The sequence below is a fragment of the Aurantimonas sp. genome (assembly GCF_964217435.1).
GTDB classification, from domain to species: Bacteria; Pseudomonadota; Alphaproteobacteria; order Rhizobiales; family Rhizobiaceae; genus Aurantimonas; species Aurantimonas coralicida.
The window spans coordinates 1-15849 of the sequence record NZ_CAXPJM010000027.1 but is presented as its reverse complement, the minus strand read 5'-3'; the positions used below and the strand labels follow the sequence as shown (position 1 = coordinate 15849).

At 67.2% G+C, this 15849-nt stretch carries 16 protein-coding genes; all 16 read right to left on the bottom strand.

Features of this window, described 5'->3' with window-relative positions; translation table 11 throughout:
• Positions 1 to 99 precede the first annotated feature (99 nt).
• Positions 100 to 771 (bottom strand): response regulator transcription factor, encoded by a 672-nt coding sequence (locus ACEQX1_RS11090; RefSeq protein ID WP_009210327.1) that lies wholly within the window; start codon positions 769 to 771, stop codon positions 100 to 102.
• Between the two features lie 238 nt (positions 772 to 1009).
• Complete coding sequence (locus ACEQX1_RS11085; RefSeq protein ID WP_370196830.1) at positions 1010 to 2545, bottom strand: flagellar hook-length control protein FliK; 1536 nt, start codon at positions 2543 to 2545, stop codon at positions 1010 to 1012.
• Positions 2542 to 3867, bottom strand: coding sequence for a hypothetical protein (locus tag ACEQX1_RS11080; protein WP_370194217.1), 1326 nt, complete (start codon positions 3865 to 3867; stop codon positions 2542 to 2544). Before ACEQX1_RS11080 ends, ACEQX1_RS11085 begins: the two co-directional genes overlap by 4 nt.
• Positions 3868 to 3878: 11 nt before the next feature.
• Positions 3879 to 5120, bottom strand: coding sequence for a MotB family protein (locus ACEQX1_RS11075; RefSeq protein WP_370194216.1), 1242 nt, complete (start codon positions 5118 to 5120; stop codon positions 3879 to 3881).
• Positions 5117 to 6082 carry a hypothetical protein gene (locus ACEQX1_RS11070; RefSeq protein ID WP_370194215.1) on the bottom strand — a complete coding sequence of 322 codons (966 nt, stop codon included), beginning with the start codon at positions 6080 to 6082 and terminating at the stop codon, positions 5117 to 5119. The genes ACEQX1_RS11075 and ACEQX1_RS11070 overlap by 4 nt, the downstream gene beginning before the upstream one ends.
• A gap of 3 nt (positions 6083 to 6085) precedes the next feature.
• Complete coding sequence (gene fliF, locus ACEQX1_RS11065; RefSeq protein WP_188075595.1) at positions 6086 to 7777, bottom strand: flagellar basal-body MS-ring/collar protein FliF; 1692 nt, start codon at positions 7775 to 7777, stop codon at positions 6086 to 6088.
• Between the two features lie 172 nt (positions 7778 to 7949).
• A complete protein-coding gene (locus tag ACEQX1_RS11060; RefSeq protein WP_370194212.1) occupies positions 7950 to 8312 on the bottom strand; it encodes a hypothetical protein in 363 nt (120 codons plus the stop codon).
• 75 nt (positions 8313 to 8387) lie between these two features.
• Positions 8388 to 8927, bottom strand: a complete 540-nt coding sequence (locus ACEQX1_RS11055) for a chemotaxis protein CheD (RefSeq protein ID WP_024350332.1) — start codon at positions 8925 to 8927, stop codon at positions 8388 to 8390.
• Positions 8927 to 9316: a response regulator gene (locus ACEQX1_RS11050; RefSeq protein WP_009210333.1), complete on the bottom strand. Its 390-nt coding sequence runs from the start codon at positions 9314 to 9316 to the stop codon at positions 8927 to 8929. The genes ACEQX1_RS11055 and ACEQX1_RS11050 overlap by 1 nt, the downstream gene beginning before the upstream one ends.
• Positions 9317 to 9426: 110 nt before the next feature.
• The gene (locus ACEQX1_RS11045) at positions 9427 to 10470 is read right to left on the bottom strand and encodes a chemotaxis response regulator protein-glutamate methylesterase (RefSeq protein WP_370194211.1); all 1044 of its coding nucleotides are present in this window, start codon (positions 10468 to 10470) and stop codon (positions 9427 to 9429) included.
• An 86-nt stretch (positions 10471 to 10556) separates the two neighbouring features.
• The gene (locus ACEQX1_RS11040; RefSeq protein WP_370194209.1) at positions 10557 to 11402 is read right to left on the bottom strand and encodes a protein-glutamate O-methyltransferase CheR; all 846 of its coding nucleotides are present in this window, start codon (positions 11400 to 11402) and stop codon (positions 10557 to 10559) included.
• Between the two features lie 185 nt (positions 11403 to 11587).
• The gene (locus ACEQX1_RS11035; protein WP_009210336.1) at positions 11588 to 12082 is read right to left on the bottom strand and encodes a chemotaxis protein CheW; all 495 of its coding nucleotides are present in this window, start codon (positions 12080 to 12082) and stop codon (positions 11588 to 11590) included.
• A 5-nt stretch (positions 12083 to 12087) separates the two neighbouring features.
• A complete protein-coding gene (locus tag ACEQX1_RS11030; protein ID WP_370196829.1) occupies positions 12088 to 14385 on the bottom strand; it encodes a chemotaxis protein CheA in 2298 nt (765 codons plus the stop codon).
• A 92-nt stretch (positions 14386 to 14477) separates the two neighbouring features.
• Entirely contained in the window at positions 14478 to 14849 is a 372-nt protein-coding gene (locus tag ACEQX1_RS11025; RefSeq protein ID WP_009210338.1) for a response regulator, read from the bottom strand.
• Positions 14846 to 15151 (bottom strand): STAS domain-containing protein, encoded by a 306-nt coding sequence (locus ACEQX1_RS11020; protein ID WP_024350327.1) that lies wholly within the window; start codon positions 15149 to 15151, stop codon positions 14846 to 14848. The genes ACEQX1_RS11025 and ACEQX1_RS11020 overlap by 4 nt, the downstream gene beginning before the upstream one ends.
• Positions 15151 to 15849: methyl-accepting chemotaxis protein (locus ACEQX1_RS11015; protein ID WP_370196828.1), on the bottom strand; the 699-nt coding region annotated here is incomplete at its 5' end. The genes ACEQX1_RS11015 and ACEQX1_RS11020, both read right to left, overlap by 1 nt.

Below are 15849 nucleotides of genomic sequence, written 5' to 3'. Positions count from 1 at the left end.
TGTCAGGAACCAGCTTTCGCAGTATACCGGCGAAATAAAAAGACCCCGCCGAACTAACGGCGAGGCCTCTATTCTTAAGAACTTGTTAACCAGTTTGTGTCAGTCGACGCCGATGCCGTAGCCGAGATAGCGCTTCGAGGACACCGGATCGTAGCCGAGGCGCATCTTCAGCTTCTTGCGCAGCTTCGAGATGTGGCTCTCGATGACGTTCTCCTCGACGTTCTCGTCGAAGATGCCGTAGATCGCGCTGAACAGCTGCTGCTTGGAGACGCGGCGGCCGCGGTTGGCAACCAGATATTCCAGGATACGGCGCTCGCGGCGCGGCAGGGCCATCGGCTTGCCGGCGACTTCGGCGTCGCGGCCGTCCTGATAGACGGAGATCTCGCCGACGACGGTGCGGGCGTCCTCGGTCTCGTTGCGGCGGCGGATGGCGCCGACCCGGGCGAGGATTTCCTTGACGTGGACCGGCTTGGCGACGACGTCATCGACGCCGGCGGCGAACAGGTCGAGCGTGCCATCCAGGTTGCGGCCTTCCGACAGCGCGATCATCGGCGCCTTGGAACGGGCCCGGATCAGTCGCGGGCAGATCGTGCGGTCATCGAAATCACCGAGCAGGAAAGCCTCGACGGCCGAGAGATCGGACTCCGGTGCGGTCTCGACCCAGTCGCGGAATTCGTCGGCCTTGAAGCCTGCTGCCGACACGCCTTCACGACCGAACATGGACTCGTAGCCGTCCGTCACGAGTTCCCGGTTGTCCACTACAACGATCATTTCCGTCACCCTCGGTCCGCCGTTTGTCTGTGAACAGAGAGTTAAACTGACCCCGAACTTGCGCCTATCCTGAAATTTAGTGATCCGTTAACCATGCCGTTCATTTTCGGACTAAGTCACGAATCCGACTCACGAATTTTTTTCGTTAACGAAGTCTTAACGGCCCGATCGCCGCCATGAATGCGCCATGGTCGGTCCATCGCGTCGCCGCGATCGCGTCCTGTCGGACTGTGATGTCTCAGAGATAGACGGAGGGATCGAGTTCGCGGCGGCGTGCGCCGGTCTCTTCGGCGGGCGATGCCGCCATCGGCTGCTCCGGTCGCCCACTCCCCTGGCGCGCGGAACCCTCGCCGCCGAAGCTTGCGGCGCCGTCACGGGCCGCGCCGTTCTGCGACTGGCCCGTCGACGCCTGGCCATCGGCCTGGCCCTGCGCATTGGCGATGCCGCCGCGTGGCGCGCCGGCGTCACGGACACCGATGCTGATCGCCGCTTCGTCGACCGAGAAGCCGGCCTTGGTCAGGAGCTTGTTCAGGCCCTCGGCATCGTCCTTGATGCGCAGCGCCGTATCGGCCTCGCTGGCCACGATGTGGATCGCGAGCTTGCCGTCGATCAGACGCATGGTGACGTCGAGCTTACCGAGCTGCTCGGGCTGAAGCTGGATCTGGATGGTCTTGAGCGCTGCGCCGCCGGCGCGCATCTGCACCCGGGCGGCTTCGGCGGTGTCGCCCGTCGGCAGCGGTGCCCCGGTCAGCGAGGTGGTCACGGCATCGGCGACCTGCCGGCCAATGGTCGGCGTCGCGCCCGCAGCGGCCATGCCGGTCGCCGCGGTCTCGGCCACCTTCGGGCTCACGCCGGCCGCGGCGTTCCTGTTGCCGTCATTGTCGACCCGCGGGTTGCGGTCGAAGGCGGCGCGCTCGCCCCGCGGCTCGCTGCGGCCGCGACGTGTCTCGTTGCCCTCGCCGGCCGCGAAGACGTCGCCGGTCTCGCCGTCGACCGCCGGTCCGCCCTCGGCATCCGGCGTCGCGCCGTTGCCGGCGCGCATGTCGACGGATGCCAGCAACTGGCGGATGTTCGTGGTGGCGGCGCCGCCCGGCTTGCCTGCGGCAACGGCGGATGCGCCGGCGGCGGTGGTCGCCGGTTCGAAATCGGTGCGCTGCGAAACCAGATCGACCCGCGCACGCGCCTGTTCACCGGCCGTTTGCGCCGGGGCGGCATTCGCCGTCTTGTTGGCGCCGAGCGCCTCGCCCGCTGCCGCGGCGATCCGCGACACGGTCTCGTCAGCATCGTTTGCGGCAAACCGCGCGAGCGGATTGGCGACCTTCTCGTCCTTGCCCATGGCCGTCCTGGCCAGAGCCGCATCGGCGGCCGCCCCCGCCTTGCCATCGGTGGTGGTCCCCGCCTCACCATCAGCCGCGTTGGCCAAGGTCGCGGCGGTCGCAGTTCCCGAGCGCAGCAGCCGGTCCATGTCGGCAAGGATTGCGGCGAGGCCATTGTCGCGCGGCCGCCCGGCCGGTGCGGCGTCGGCATCGCGGCCGCTGGCCTGCGTCGTCTCGGCGGCGTCCTCGGAGCCCGCGGCCTTCGTCTCGTCGGTCTCGGTTTCGCGGGTGTCCCGGCTCTCGCTGTCGGAACGCGTCGCCTTCGGAGCCTGCTCGGCGTCCTTGACGAAGCTGTCGAAGGCATCCCGCGCCTCGGTGGCGCTTTCCGCGCCACGACCGGCCGGCGAGCGGGTTGCCGGAGCGCGCATTTCGACGGAGGTGCTGACGGATGCGGTCACGGCATGGCTCTCTTCAGGTCGCCGCGAACGGCGTCGAGGAGCGCGGCTCCCCTGGTCAGGACGGCGGATTGCTCGACTGGCGGCTGCGGACCGTAGCGCTCGGCGGGGTCGATATTGGCGGCCATCAGCGGCTTGCGCATCTCGCTGAGCACCTCGTAGGCGGCCTCGTGCAGCTTGCGATCGGCGGGATGGAGCGTCGCGACGTCGATCGCTTCCAGGGCGACACGCGCCTCGACGGGATCGCCCGTCGTCAGCGTGGCGGCGGTCTTGTAGAGCAGCGCGCGCTGGCTGTCGGCGGGAGCGGCATTGCCGCTTTCCAGCGCTTCGGTCGCCATTGCGGCCGCGAGCGGCAGATTGCCGCCGACGAGCGCCCGGCGTGACACGGCGAGGAAGATCGCCAGCCGCTGGTCGTCCGGGATGCGGGCAGTCGCATTGTCGATCGTGGCGACCGTCTCGTCCTTGGTCTCCGGCGGCCGTGCCGCGTAGACCGCCGAGAAGCGGGCCCGGAAATTGCCGGCATAGGCGGAATCGGCGAAGCGGTCGAAATATTGCCGCGCATAGCGATCAGCGGCCTTGTGGGAGCCGATGCCCTCGGCGAGCAGCACGCCCATTCGCAGCGCCGCCTCTTCCAGAAGCGTGCCGGGCGCCGCCAGCATCACCTGCTCCAGCCGATGCAGCGCATCGGCCGGGGCGTCCTTCTGCTGGAGCTGCGCGACCGCCAGGTTCAGCTGGGCCGCAAGGGCGGTGTCCATTTCCGACACATCGATCGGCACCAGGGCCGCGCGGGCGTCCCGCGCACGGTTTTCGACATAGGCCAGGGCGCCGTCGAGCAGGGCCCGCTCGTCGCCATCGATGGTGGCGGTCGACAGGATGCCGCGCAGGACCGCGGGCGGCCCTCCGCTCAGGACGAACAGGGCGGCGGCGCGCAGATTGCGCGGGTCGGTCCACACTTCGGGCGGCTGTTCGAGGAAGGTCGGGCCGTAGCGGCGTAGAAGCTGCGCCTGCACGCGGATCGCCGCGCCGTTGCCGCGGGCCACCTGGTCCTGCAGGAACTGCACCGAGCGCACGATCTCGTAGGGCATCGGGGCCCGTTCGCGCGGCCAGGGCCCGGTGCCGTCGCCGTTCTCGTCCTCATGCGCGTCGGGTTCGCCCGCAGGACCGCCTTCGGAGCGGATCGCATCCTCGCCGGCCCGGCGCACCCGCTCGGCGACACTGGCCGGCTCCGACGCGCTCTCTCCGGCCGCCCATGCCACCGGCATGGCGGTCGTCAGCATCAGGGCGCAGGCGATCACGCCCAGCCCCAGCCGGCGTTCGGTGGACAAGCAACCCATTCTCATTGCGCCGGCTCGGTCAGCAGGATCTCGATCCGGCGGTTCGCCGCCGCTTCCGGATCATCGGCAATCTTCGGCGCGCGGTCGGCGACACCCTCGATCGCCTTGACGCGGTCCTCTTCCAGGCCGCCGCGGGCCAGCATGTAATAGGCCATGTGGGCGCGGGCGGTGGACAGGCGCCAGTTGTCGTACTGGGCGCTGCGGAACGGCCGGGAGTCGGTATGGCCGCGGATGGAGACGTTGCCGGGCTGCTTCGACAGGACGGAGGCAATGCGCTCCATCATGGCGACGACCTGCGGCGTCGGCCGGGCCGATCCGACCTCGAACATGCCCGACATCATGTCGTCGGCGATCGAGATGGTCACGCCGCCTTCGCCTGGCGCGACCTCGAAATTGGTCGGCAGGGGCTCGCCCTGACGGGCAAATTCGGCGGCGATCTCGGCCTTGAGCTCGTCCGCCCGGTCGGCCTGCGCAACGGCTTCGCCATCCGCCGGCTCGGCGTCCGCATCGGCCTCGGCCAGCTCGGCCTCTCCGGCATCGTCGGTCTCGGCTTCGGCCTCAGCCTTGGCTTCGGCGACCGCCTCGGCCTGCGTCTCCGCATCCACCGGCACCGGCTCGTCCGACATGTCGTTCGGCAGCACCGCGGTCTTGAACTCGCTCGGCGGCGCCTCGTCGATGACGGCTGCGCTTTCGGTGGCGTTCGGGGCGAGCTGCCAGGAGGCGGGATCGAACGGATCGCGATAGGCGTCGCCGCCATTCAGGCCCGGCAGGCCCGTGCCATCCGGCTTGCCCTGTAATTCGCCCGTGGTCTCGGACGCCCCCTCGGCGGCGATCTCGGCGAGCACCGCATAGGGATCGCGGAACAGCGCCTCTTCCTCGCCGCCTTCCTGGTCGCCGGCCAGCGGCTTGCCGTGGGGATCGCCGTTGGTGTCGGCCTTGCTGATGCCGTTCTCGTTCTCGTCGCGCGAGGCGCCGTCGTCGGACTGCTCGACGCCGCGCGTCGCGGGCGACGCGTCGTTGAGACGGATCGGATTGAAATACTGGGCGACCTGCTTGCGCGTCGCCATGTCGGAGGCCTGGGTCAGCCACATCACCAGGAAGAAGGCCATCATTGCCGTCATGAAGTCGGCGAAGGCGATCTTCCAGACGCCGCCGTGATGGGCTTCCTCGCCGTTGCCGCCGCGGCGGCGCACGATAATGATTTCCTGACGGTCCAGATGCCCCGCCCCGGACTGATCGGTCACGCGAGCGCCTCTTCCAATGCCGTGCGCCAACCCATCAGTCTCGTCTCGACGACGGTCTGGTCGCATTCAATTTTCACCTCGACCATGTCCGGGTCGGGTTCACAAACGATGAAGGCCTTGCGCTTGCCGAGCGCCTGTTCCAGCGCTTCGAGCAGATCGGCCGGGCCGGTGACGCGAATATTCAGGGCCTTGCCGTCGCCGATCAGCATGTGGACCGCGTCGGCCAGCTCCAGAACGGTCTGGCGCCGGCGCGCATCGAGCGCGATCGGCTTCAGGACACTCGACAGCGAGGCCCGCACGATGGTCTCGATCCGGTCGAGCCGATCGGTCAGGAGCGCGCCCATCTGCTCGCCCTCCTCGCCGGCCCATTCGCCGCGTGCCGCCTCGACGGCTGCTGCCTTCGCCGCTTCCGCCGTTTCGCGCGCCTCGTTCAGCGCCGCCGCGGCCTCGGCCTCGGCTTCCGCCCTGCCCTGCTGGATGCCGGCCTCACGGGCGGCTTCCAGCGGATCGAGTTCGCCCAAAGGCGCCGCGGCGAGGTCCGGCAGACCGGCCTCCGGCTCGTCGCCGAAGCCATTCATCGCCGCATCGGGATCGAAGTCCGGTGCATCGAAGCCGCCAAGATCCGGCAAACCGCCGGCGGCGCCATCGGCATCGTCGTCATCGAGGTCGAGCGCCGAGAAATCCGGCAGCATGCCGGCCGGTGCCGGGGTCTCGCCATCGTCCTCGCCGGCGAACTGCGCGGCAAAGTCGATATCGGCTGCGCCGGTCTCGGCCTCGTCCTCTTCCTCGATCTCCATCTCGGGGATCGGCGACGATTTGGTCTGGGCCGCGGGGCGCGCCTGGTTGGCGGCCACGAGCGCCAGCGGTTCGAAGACTGTCGCCTCGCGGGCCGACGCCCCGGGGCGCTCCGGCATGTCGGTATCGGCGTCCAGCTCGGGCAGGTACTGAGCGAGAGAGATCATGGCTTAGGCCGCCTCTTTCTGGTTGAGCCACTGCTTCATGACGGTGGCGGCATGCTCTTCGTTGTGGTCCAGGAGCCGCTCGAGGCGGGCCCTCGGCGAATTGCCCACATTGAAGTTGAGGTCGTCGAGGAAGCCGATCTCGTTGCCCGAGCCGCCGGCCGGATCGGAATCGTAGTTCAGGTTCTCCAGGAGGCTTTCCGACAGGGCGCGGGCATCGTCGTCCAGCTCCGGCATCTCGTCGTCGTCCAACGCGGCCAGGGTGGTCCCTTCGGCGGCCGGCATGGCGGCGATGGCGCGGACGGCCGGCTTGAGGCCGAACCAGATCAGCATGATCGCCACGGCAAGGATGGTGATGGCGTTGATGAGCGTGCCGGACTGGCGCATGAACATCTCGCCGAGGCTCGGGGCCGGGATCGGCTCGAGGGCGTCGTCGGAGGCGATGAAGTCGACGGCGGTCACCTCGATCTGGTCGCCGCGATCGGCCGAGAAGCCAGACGCCGAGGCGACCAGAGCCTTGATCTCGCCGATCCGCGCGTCGATCTGGGCGTCGGTCGGATTCTCGCCGATGGCTTCGAGCACGCGCTTGCGGTCGACGACCACGGCCACCGACAGGCGCTCGACCTGGTAGCCGTCGCTGGTCGTGGAGATCGTCTTCTCGTTGATCTCGTAGTTGGTGAGTTCCTCGCGACGCTCGGTCTCTTCCGACGACTGCTCGCCGCCACCGCCGCCCGCCGGGGGCGCATCGATTTCGCGGACATCCTGCTCGACGCCCACCGGGGTCTCGCTGGCGCGGTTGGCCGACTGGTTGTTCTCGCGGATGGTGCGGGTCGAGCGCTCGACCCGGCTCTCGGGATCGAAGATGCGCTCGCTGATCTGCTTGCGGTCGGTGTCGAGCCGGGCAACGACGCTGGTCTGGAAGTTGCCGATCCCGAGATAGGGCGCGAGGGTGCGGCGGATCGACTGCTCGATATCCTTGGAGACGACGCTTTCGATGCCGAAGAGCTTGGTGGGCGCGGCCGAAACACCTTCGTCGCCGGACGCCAGCAGCGTGCCGTCGGCATTGAGGATGGTCACCTCTTCCGGCGTCATGGACGGGATCGCCGAGGCGACCAGCGAGCGGATCGCCTGGGCCGAACCGAAATCATTGCCGTTCTCGGTACGCACGACGACGCTGGCCGAGGGCTTCTGCTGTTCGCGGCGGAATGAGCCCTTGTCGGGCAGGACGATGTGGACGCGGGCGGCGCGCACGTTGCGCAGGGTCTGGATGGTGCGGGCGATTTCGCCTTCCAGGGCGCGAACCCGGGTGATCTCCTGCATGAAGGAGGTCAGGCCGATCGAGCCGAGATTGTCGAAGAGTTCGTAGCCGGCGTTCTCGGAACGCGGCAGGCCCTTTTCGGCGAGCAGCATGCGCGCCGGGGCGGTCTGCGAGAAGGGCGTCAGGATCGCGTCGCCCTTGGAATCGACGTCGAAGGGGATGCCCGCTTCGGTCAGGGCCGCGCCGATGCGCGTCACGTCGGTGCGGTCGAGCCCCGAATAGAGCGTCTCCATGTCGGGACGCGACAGGTAGTAGCTGCCGAGTCCGACCAGGGCGACGACGAGCAGTCCGACCAGGCCCAGTGCTCCGAGCCTGCGTGGACCGAGCGCGGTCAGATTCGTCAAAAGCTGCTGAGCTTTTCCGCCAACGGCAAGCGCCATGGATCTCTCTACCCTGCCTTAACTGTAACTGCGAAGTACGAGCGGACCATGCCGGTCGAAGCTTGCGCGAGACCACGGTTAATGAAGGGTTAACGCGAGAAACCTGTCAGGGAATGCAATCTGGGCGAGTGTCCGGCGCCGTGGAACGGAACGCCGGAGATGTCCGGGCCGGTCAGGACGCCTGGGAGAACAGTTCCATTTCGCCGTCGGAATCGTCCGACATTGCCGCGGCCATGCTGTGCGCGGAGGGGACGAGACGCAGCTTGAGATCGTTCAGGCGGACGGTCTCAAGCGCCGATTTCAGCGCGACTTCGTAGCTCTCCGGCAGTTCGTCCCGGGCCGCTTCGAGAAAGGTGGAGAGATTGCAGAGCGTCTGCTGGGTGCGGTCGATGCGCTGCACGGCGCGCACATAGGCGGCGTCCTGCTTGGCATGGTCCGGGCAGACGAGATCATGCATCGCCTCGGCATCCTTGGCGAGTTCCCGCAGCTCGAGGGAGAGGGTCCTGAAAAGGTCGGACAGGGAACTCATCGACATGGCGCTTCGCTTCGATCGCTAGAATTGAACGAGACAGTGGTTCGAGACGGCTCGCCAGAGTACGTCGCGATCCTTTCAGAAAAGTTCCACGTCGCCGATGGCATCGGGCTTGCGGACGGGACGGGCCACCGGAATCTGCGGCATCGCCGTCGGCGCGAACAGGATTTGCCGGGCTCGGCCGGAATGCGGCCAGTACTCGATGCGGCGTCCCGATTCCCCGCCCAGGCTGCCGCCCAGATAGGTGATCTTCTCCGTGCGCAGAAAGCGCTCGGCGAAAACGGCATTCTTGGAGCCGACATTCGACAGGCGATCGACGGTCTGGGCGCCGCCGAACAGCTTCGCCTCAAGATTCTCGCGGCGCGCGCCCTGCTGCAGCAGCCCGTTGATCAGCAGTTCCATCAGATAGAGGCCGAAGCTCTCCGTCCGGCCGCTTTCCGAATCGCCGGCGCCCGGCAACAGGAAGTGGTTCATGCCGCCGACCCCCGCCACCCGATCGTGGATGCAGGCCGCAACGCAGGAACCCAGCAGGGTCGTCAGGACCGTATCCGGTCCCGTCGCCACCCGGGCTTCACCTTGCATGACATGGATGCGCTGCATTCCCGACCGGTTCAGCATCACTGAAGACGACCGACCACCGCTTCCATGGTCTTCTTGAGGACGGGGACCGTGATCGGCTTGGCGAGGAAGTTGTTGACGCCGAACTGGGCGGCGCGCTGCACCAGCTCGCGGTCGCCCTGCCCCGTCAGGATGATGAAGGGCGTCTTCTTCGTCGGCGCATAGGAGCGTACGGCCTTCAGAAGCTGGATGCCGTCCAACTTGGGCATGTTGAAATCCGAGATGATGATGTGGCACGGCGCCGTCATCATCGTCTGCAGCGCCTCTTCACCATCGACGGCAAAGATGATCTGCTTTATTCCAAGTTGTTCCAACGCATCTCGTATCAGCATCCGGCTGGTACGATGATCGTCGACGATGAGAACTCTGATCCGGTCTGCGATGCTCATGGGGTCTATCCTTGTCGGATCCCTATTAAAGGGGAATTTTATGAAGAGATTCTCTCATCCGGATCGAATTTTGCGCTGACTTGAAACAATGTCGGATGAACATCAGTCAGTCAGGCAAATATTTGCCGTGTCACTCTGGCAAGAGGGACTCTCTTCTCCGCGGCGCCGATCTCGTAGGCCACGCGCGGCATGCCGTAGACGAGCGAACTCGCCTCATCCTGCGCCAGGGTGCGCGAGCCACCCTTGCGCATCTCCAGGAGCCCCTGCGCACCGTCGCGGCCCATGCCGGTCAGGATCACGCCGCTGGAGCGGCCCTTGAAGTTCTTGGCGATGGACGCGAACAGGACGTCCACCGAAGGTCGGTGCCCGGAAACCGGATCGTCGGCGACCAGCGAGATGTAGGGCTGCATCGACTTGCGCAGGACCATGTGCCGGCCGCCACCCGGGGCGAGATAAACATGGCCGGGCCGCAGGACGTCGCCATCCTTGGCTTCGCTCACATGGGCCGGGCACAGGCGATCGAGCCGGGCGGCGAAGGAACCGGTGAAGGCGGCGGGCAGATGCTGCACGATCAGCGTCGGCGGACAGTCGGCCGGGAACTCGGCCAGGACCTGGGTCAGCGCCTCGACGCCGCCGGTCGACGACCCGATGCCGATCAGCTCGGGCCCGGTCGGCGAGCAGGTGATCTCGTGCGGCGCACGCGCCGACGGTGCGGTGCGGGTCGCCGGCGCCGCCACCCTGCCCCGACGCTTGACCAGACGGCCCTTGGCCTGCGCGGCTTCCTTGATCAGGCCCGGCAGGGTCTCGAAGGTGTTGGCGCCGGCGCCGGGCTTGGCGATGCAGTCGAAGGCGCCGATCTCCAGCGCTTCGAGGGTCGCCGACGCGCCGGGCGCGGTGAGGTTCGACACCATGATCACCGGGGTCGGTCGCAGCTGCATGATCTTCTGCAGGAAATCGATGCCGTTCATGTTGGGCATCTCGACGTCGAGCGTGACGACGTCGGGATCGAGCGCCTTCATCTTCTCGCGCGCCTCGAAGGGATTGGCGGCCTCGCCGACCACCTCGATGCCCGGATCGTTGCGCAGCACGTTGCGGATCAGCGCCCGCATGGTCATCGAATCGTCGACGATGAGAACGGTTGCGGGTGCCGTCATCGGTGCTCTGCTCCGTCCGGAATCACGCGGGTCGGATCCAGTGGACGAATCCGCAATCTGGTTCGGGTCGATGCGGTCCATCACGATCAGCCACCAGCCTTGCGATAGGAGGTGTTGGATTCGTAGCTAAGCGTATTGGATGCCGGTCCGGTGACCCGCTCGGAATGGCCGACATAGAGAAAGCCGTCCGGCAGGATGCGCTCGGCGAAGCGGTTCCATACCTTTTCGCGCGTCGTCTGGTCGAAATAGATGGTCACGTTCCTGCAGAAGATCGCGTCGAACATGCCCTTCATCGGCCACTGGCCGATCAGGTTCAGTTCGCGGAAGGCGACGAGATCGCGCATCGTGTCGGCGACCTCGAAGGCCATCTCGTCGGTCGCGCCGCGCTTGCCGCCGGAGGCCCCGTGCACCGGCCGGAACCACCGCCGGCGCAGATCGGCCGGCACGTTCTGCAGGTCGCTCGACAGATAGATACCGGCCCGGCCCGTCGCGACGACGTTCGGGTCGATGTCGGAGGCCAGGATGCGCACGTCGTGATCGGCCGCATCCGGCATCATCGACAGCACGGTCATGGCGATCGAATAGGGTTCATGGCCGTTGGAGCAGCCTGCCGACCAGATACGCACCCGCCCGCCCCGCTTGGCGCTCGCCAGGAGCGGTGGCAGCAAGTTGTTGCGCAGATGGTCGAAGTGATGCTGCTCGCGGAAGAAATGCGTGACGTTGGTGGTCAGCGAGGCGAGCATCTTCATCCGCTCGTCGGCGCCACCCGCACCGGCGACATGCTCGCAATAGTCGCGGAAGCTTTCCATGCCGAGGCTGCGCAGCCGCTTGGACAGCCGCGAATAGACCAGTGTCGCCTTGGACGGCGACAGATGGATGCCCGCGTCATCGTAGAGGATGCGCGCGATATTGGTGAAATCCGCCTCGGTCATCGGGAACTCGCCCGCCCCGATCGACGCGGAATCGGCCCGCCGCCTGCCTACCGGCTTTTCCTGCTGATGTCCGGCCGCCAAACGCCCCACTCCACTTCGGGCACGGGAACCGGGCATCCCATGCCCGGCTCCATCGCACCATTTCTGTCATCTTGTCTGCTGTTGCGTACCGTGCTGCGCCCGGCTCAGGCCGCGTCGCGCAGCTGCGGCAGCACGTTGTCGGTGGCGATCAGGGAGACCATGCGGCCTTCCAGTGCCATGACGCCGCGCACGAACTGCTTGGCGAATTCCGTCGCCATGTCCGGCGGCGGCTGCAGGGCGTCGTCGGTCACCGTCAGTATATCGGAGACCGCGTCCACCAGCAGGCCGAAGAGCTGCTGCTGCGAACGGGCCACGATGATGACGCTGCGCGCCGTCGGCTGCGTCTTCGGGAAGCCGAGACGGGCCGCCAGGTCGACGATCGGAAGAACCGCGCCGCGCAGGTTGATGACGCCGTTGACGTAGGACGGAGCGTGCGGGATCGGGGTCGCCGGGGTCCAGCCACGGATTTCGCGCACCGACATGATGTCGACGCAGAATTCCTGCTCGCCGATGCGGAAGGCGACGAGCTCGCGGCCATTGCCTTCACCGCGATTGTCGTTCTGGGCGGGCTTGCCGATCTGATTGTGAGAAGTCGTCATCTATCCTACTCCGCGGCCTGTTGCATGGCGTTGCTGGCGAAGGCGATATCGCCCCGCGATGTCGCGACGACGGTATCGACGTCGAGAATGAGGGCGACACGACCGTCGCCGAGAATGGTGGCCGCGGCGATGCCGGGCACGTTGCCGTAATTGGTCTCGAGGCTCTTGATCACGACCTGGCGCTGCCCCTGGATGGCATCGACGAGGAGCGCCGAACGCAGGCCCTTCTCCGCCTCGACCAGGATCGCGACGCCGCCGGTGGCGTCCGTCGGCTGATCGGTGAAGCCAAGCTCCCGCCCGACATCGACCAGCGGCAGGAAGCTGTCGCGCACCTTCACCAGCCGCGCGTCGCCGCCGAAGCTCTTCACCTCTTCGGGCTTGGGCTGCAGCGTCTCGATGATCGCGGTCAGCGGCACGACGACGGTCTGGTCGCCGACCGAGACGATCATGCCGTCCAGGACGGCCAGCGTCAGCGGCAAGCTCATCGTGAAGATCGAGCCCTTGCCGGGTTCGGAGGTGATCGACACGCGGCCGCCGAGGGCCTGGATCGAACGCTTGACGACATCCATGCCGACGCCGCGGCCCGAAAGCTCGGACACCGAGGAAGCGGTCGAGAAGCCTGGCGCGAAGATCAGGTTGTCGATCTCCTCGTTGGTCAGGTTCGCATCGGCCGGGACGAGGCCCTTGCTGACGGCGATCTCCTGGACCTTCGGACGGTTGATGCCGGCGCCGTCATCGGTGATCTCGATGACAATGCGGCCCGAGCGGTGCATCGCCGCCACCTTCACCACGCCTTCGGCGGGCTTGCCGGCCGCCAGTCGTACGTCGGGCTTCTCCAGCCCGTGGTCGATGGCGTTGCGCAGCATGTGGGTCAGCGGATCGGCGAGGCGCTCGATGACCGTCTTGTCGACTTCGGTCCACTCGCCTTCCGTGACGAGGCGCACGGTCTTGCCGGAGATCTCGGCGACTTCGCGGGCCAGCCGCGGCAGCCGCTGGAAGACCGACTTCACCGGCTGGGCGCGGATCGCCATGACGCTGTCCTGGATGCCGCGGGTGAGCTGCTCCAGCTCGTCGAGACCGACTGCCAGCTCCGAGGTGCGGGCAAGGCCCGCCTGATAGGCGCGCTGGGACAGCATGACCTGATGGATGACCAGCTCGCCGACGAGGTCGATCAGCCGGTCGACGCGCTCCAGATCGACACGGATGGTCTGGGCGGCCGCGGTGGTCGCCGTGGCCGGCTTGCTGTCGGATTCGGGAGCCGCCTTGGCCTCGGAGGGCATCGCCTTCGGCACGGCGTTGGCAGTCGGAGCCGGTGCTGCGGCCGGAACGCTCGCCGGCTCGGGCGCGGCGGCCGCTGCCGGAGCGGCGGGCGTCTCGTCCTCGGCGACGGGTTCGACGTCGGGCGCGGCTGCTTCCGGCGCGTCGGCGATCTCCTCAGGAGCCTCCGCCGGCACATCCCCGCGGATGCGGGCGAGGATCTCGGCCAGATCGGAATCGAAGCCGCCGGCGTCGCCTTCCGGCTTGTCGGCCTCGATCGTCAGGTCGCAATCCCACTCGACGAATTCGAAGATCTCGCGCACGGCCTCTTCGGTCGCGGAGGTGCGCAGCTCGATGTTCCAGGTGAGATAGGCGCTCTCGGGATCGAGATCCTGAAGCTGCGGCAGCTCGCTGGTGTCGCAGGTTACCTCGGCCTCGCCGAGCTTGCAGAGATCGCGCAGGACGACCGCCGCCTCGTTGGCCTTGGAATAGAGGCCCTCATGCGGCTTGAAGGAGATCTGGAAAACCGTCTCGCCGTCATCGTCCGCATCGTCGCCGCCGCCGAGAAGATCGTCGAGATCCACGGCGATCGGGACGAAGTCGAGATCGCCCATGCCCTGGTTGTCGTCCTCGCCGGCCGAATCCTCGGTCTCGACCGCGCCGCCCCCGACCAGTGCCTTGAGTTCGGCGGCCAGGCCGTCGTTGCGGGCCGCGTCGGCCACGCCGCCGTCGCGGGCGACGGTGACGAGGTCGGCTAGGGCGTCGCCGGAACGCAGCATCACCTTGATGACCGTGTCCGTCGCTTCCAGCCGGTTGGAGCGCAGCTCGTCGAGCGTCGTCTCGAAGATGTGGGCGAAGCGCACCAGATCGTCGAGGCTGAAGGCGCCGGCGCCGCCCTTGATCGAATGGACAGCCCGGAAGACGGCGTTGACCGTATCGGAATCGGCCTCGCCATTCTCGATCGCCAGCAGCCCGGCTTCCAGCTCTGCAAGCTGCTCGGCACATTCCTCGAAGAATGTCTGCCGGATTTCGGCCATCGCGTCCATGTCGCTACCTTCTTGTTCCTGCTCGGACTGCTGTCTGCGTCGCGGTCACCCCGGCCTGCTCGGGCCGCGCGACCGCCGACAGGGCGCTCTGCCTAGGCGGCGACGCGGTTGATCGCGTCGACCAGCTTGACCGGGTCGAACGGCTTGACGATCCAGCCGGTCGCGCCCGCGGTGCGGGCCCGCTGCTTCTTCTCGGCGTCGCTCTCGGTGGTCAGCACCAGGATCGGGATGGCGCGACGCCGGGGATCGACCCGCACTTCCTCGATGAACTGGAAGCCGTCCTTGCGGGGCATGTTGATGTCCGTGATGATGACATCCGGCTCGACTTCCATGCCTTCCAGGACCTCGATCCCGTGGGCGCCGTCTTCGGCCTGCACCACGATGAAGCCCTGCGACGACAGCGTCGCCCGCAGCATCTCGCGCATGGTGCGCGAGTCGTCGATCGTCAGAACTGTCCTGCTCATGCGAGGCTTCCCTTGTCGCTGATGTGCTCGGGCGACAGCCCGAGAAGTTCGAGGCCGCTCAAAAAGGCGTCCGAAGGTGTATCGAGGTCGAACGGCGTGTCATCGACCTTCCAGGTCGCGGCTGCCGAGAGCAGGACCTGAACGCACTGGCCGCCGAGCCGGGTGACCTTGGAGGCGTCGACCTTGACCGGTCCGCCACGCAGGGCCAGGAGCTGTTCCGCCAGTGGCGCGGCTGCCTTGATGTCGAGAACTTCCGGCAGGCCGACGGATGTCGCCTTGCGGGTTGCGGGCTTCCGGGCCATCAGAACTCCTCCCAGCTATCTTCTTGAATCTGCGTGGCGCGGGCGGCGCCGCCCGAACCGGTGGTGCGCATCTGCGTCACGCCGCGGGACGGGGCATGGCGCTGCGGCTGCGCGCGGCCTTCGCTGCGCCGGGCACCGGCATTGCCGGCACTGGTGCTGAACTTCGCCATGGCATGGGCCAGTTCGTCGGTCTCGTTGGCCAGCGTCTGGCTGGCTGCGGTGGCTTCCTCGACCATGGCGGCGTTCTGCTGGGTGACCTTGTCCATCTGGTCGGCCGCACCCGAGACTTCCCGCAGGCTCGTCGCCTGTTCACGGGCGCTCGAAGCAATGGTCGAGATGACCTCCGCCATGGCGCTGACTTCGGTGACGATCTCTTCCAGCGACTTGCCGGAGGCGGTGACCAGCTCGACGCCGGTGCCGACCTGCTCGCGGGACGTGGCGATCAGGGTCTTGATCTCCTTGGCCGCTTCCGCCGAGCGCTGGGCGAGCCCGCGCACTTCCTGGGCGACGACAGCAAAGCCCTTGCCTGCCTCGCCGGCCCGTGCTGCCTCGACGCCGGCATTCAGCGCCAGGAGGTTGGTCTGGAAGGCGATCTCGTCGATGACCGAGATGATCGAGTTGATCTTCTCGGAGGACTGCTCGATCTGGCCCATGGCCGCGACCGCCTTGCCGACGACCTCGCCGCCCTTCTGGGCCTT

Bases quoted from the DNA above. Each gene is read 5' to 3' on its own strand.
- ACEQX1_RS11050 (WP_009210333.1), bottom strand. From the start codon at position 9,316: ATGAGCATCGCAGACCGGATCAGAGTTCTCATCGTCGACGATCATCGT.
- ACEQX1_RS11060 (WP_370194212.1), bottom strand. From the start codon at position 8,312: ATGTCGATGAGTTCCCTGTCCGACCTTTTCAGGACCCTCTCCCTCGAG.
- ACEQX1_RS11035 (WP_009210336.1), bottom strand. From the start codon at position 12,082: ATGACGACTTCTCACAATCAGATCGGCAAGCCCGCCCAGAACGACAAT.
- ACEQX1_RS11070 (WP_370194215.1), bottom strand. From the start codon at position 6,082: ATGATCTCTCTCGCTCAGTACCTGCCCGAGCTGGACGCCGATACCGAC.
- ACEQX1_RS11025 (WP_009210338.1), bottom strand. From the start codon at position 14,849: ATGAGCAGGACAGTTCTGACGATCGACGACTCGCGCACCATGCGCGAG.
- ACEQX1_RS11055 (WP_024350332.1), bottom strand. From the start codon at position 8,927: ATGCTGAACCGGTCGGGAATGCAGCGCATCCATGTCATGCAAGGTGAA.
- ACEQX1_RS11045 (WP_370194211.1), bottom strand. From the start codon at position 10,470: ATGACGGCACCCGCAACCGTTCTCATCGTCGACGATTCGATGACCATG.
- fliF (WP_188075595.1), bottom strand. From the start codon at position 7,777: ATGGCGCTTGCCGTTGGCGGAAAAGCTCAGCAGCTTTTGACGAATCTG.
- ACEQX1_RS11040 (WP_370194209.1), bottom strand. From the start codon at position 11,402: ATGACCGAGGCGGATTTCACCAATATCGCGCGCATCCTCTACGATGAC.
- ACEQX1_RS11090 (WP_009210327.1), bottom strand. From the start codon at position 771: ATGATCGTTGTAGTGGACAACCGGGAACTCGTGACGGACGGCTACGAG.
- ACEQX1_RS11030 (WP_370196829.1), bottom strand. From the start codon at position 14,385: ATGGACGCGATGGCCGAAATCCGGCAGACATTCTTCGAGGAATGTGCC.
- ACEQX1_RS11020 (WP_024350327.1), bottom strand. From the start codon at position 15,151: ATGGCCCGGAAGCCCGCAACCCGCAAGGCGACATCCGTCGGCCTGCCG.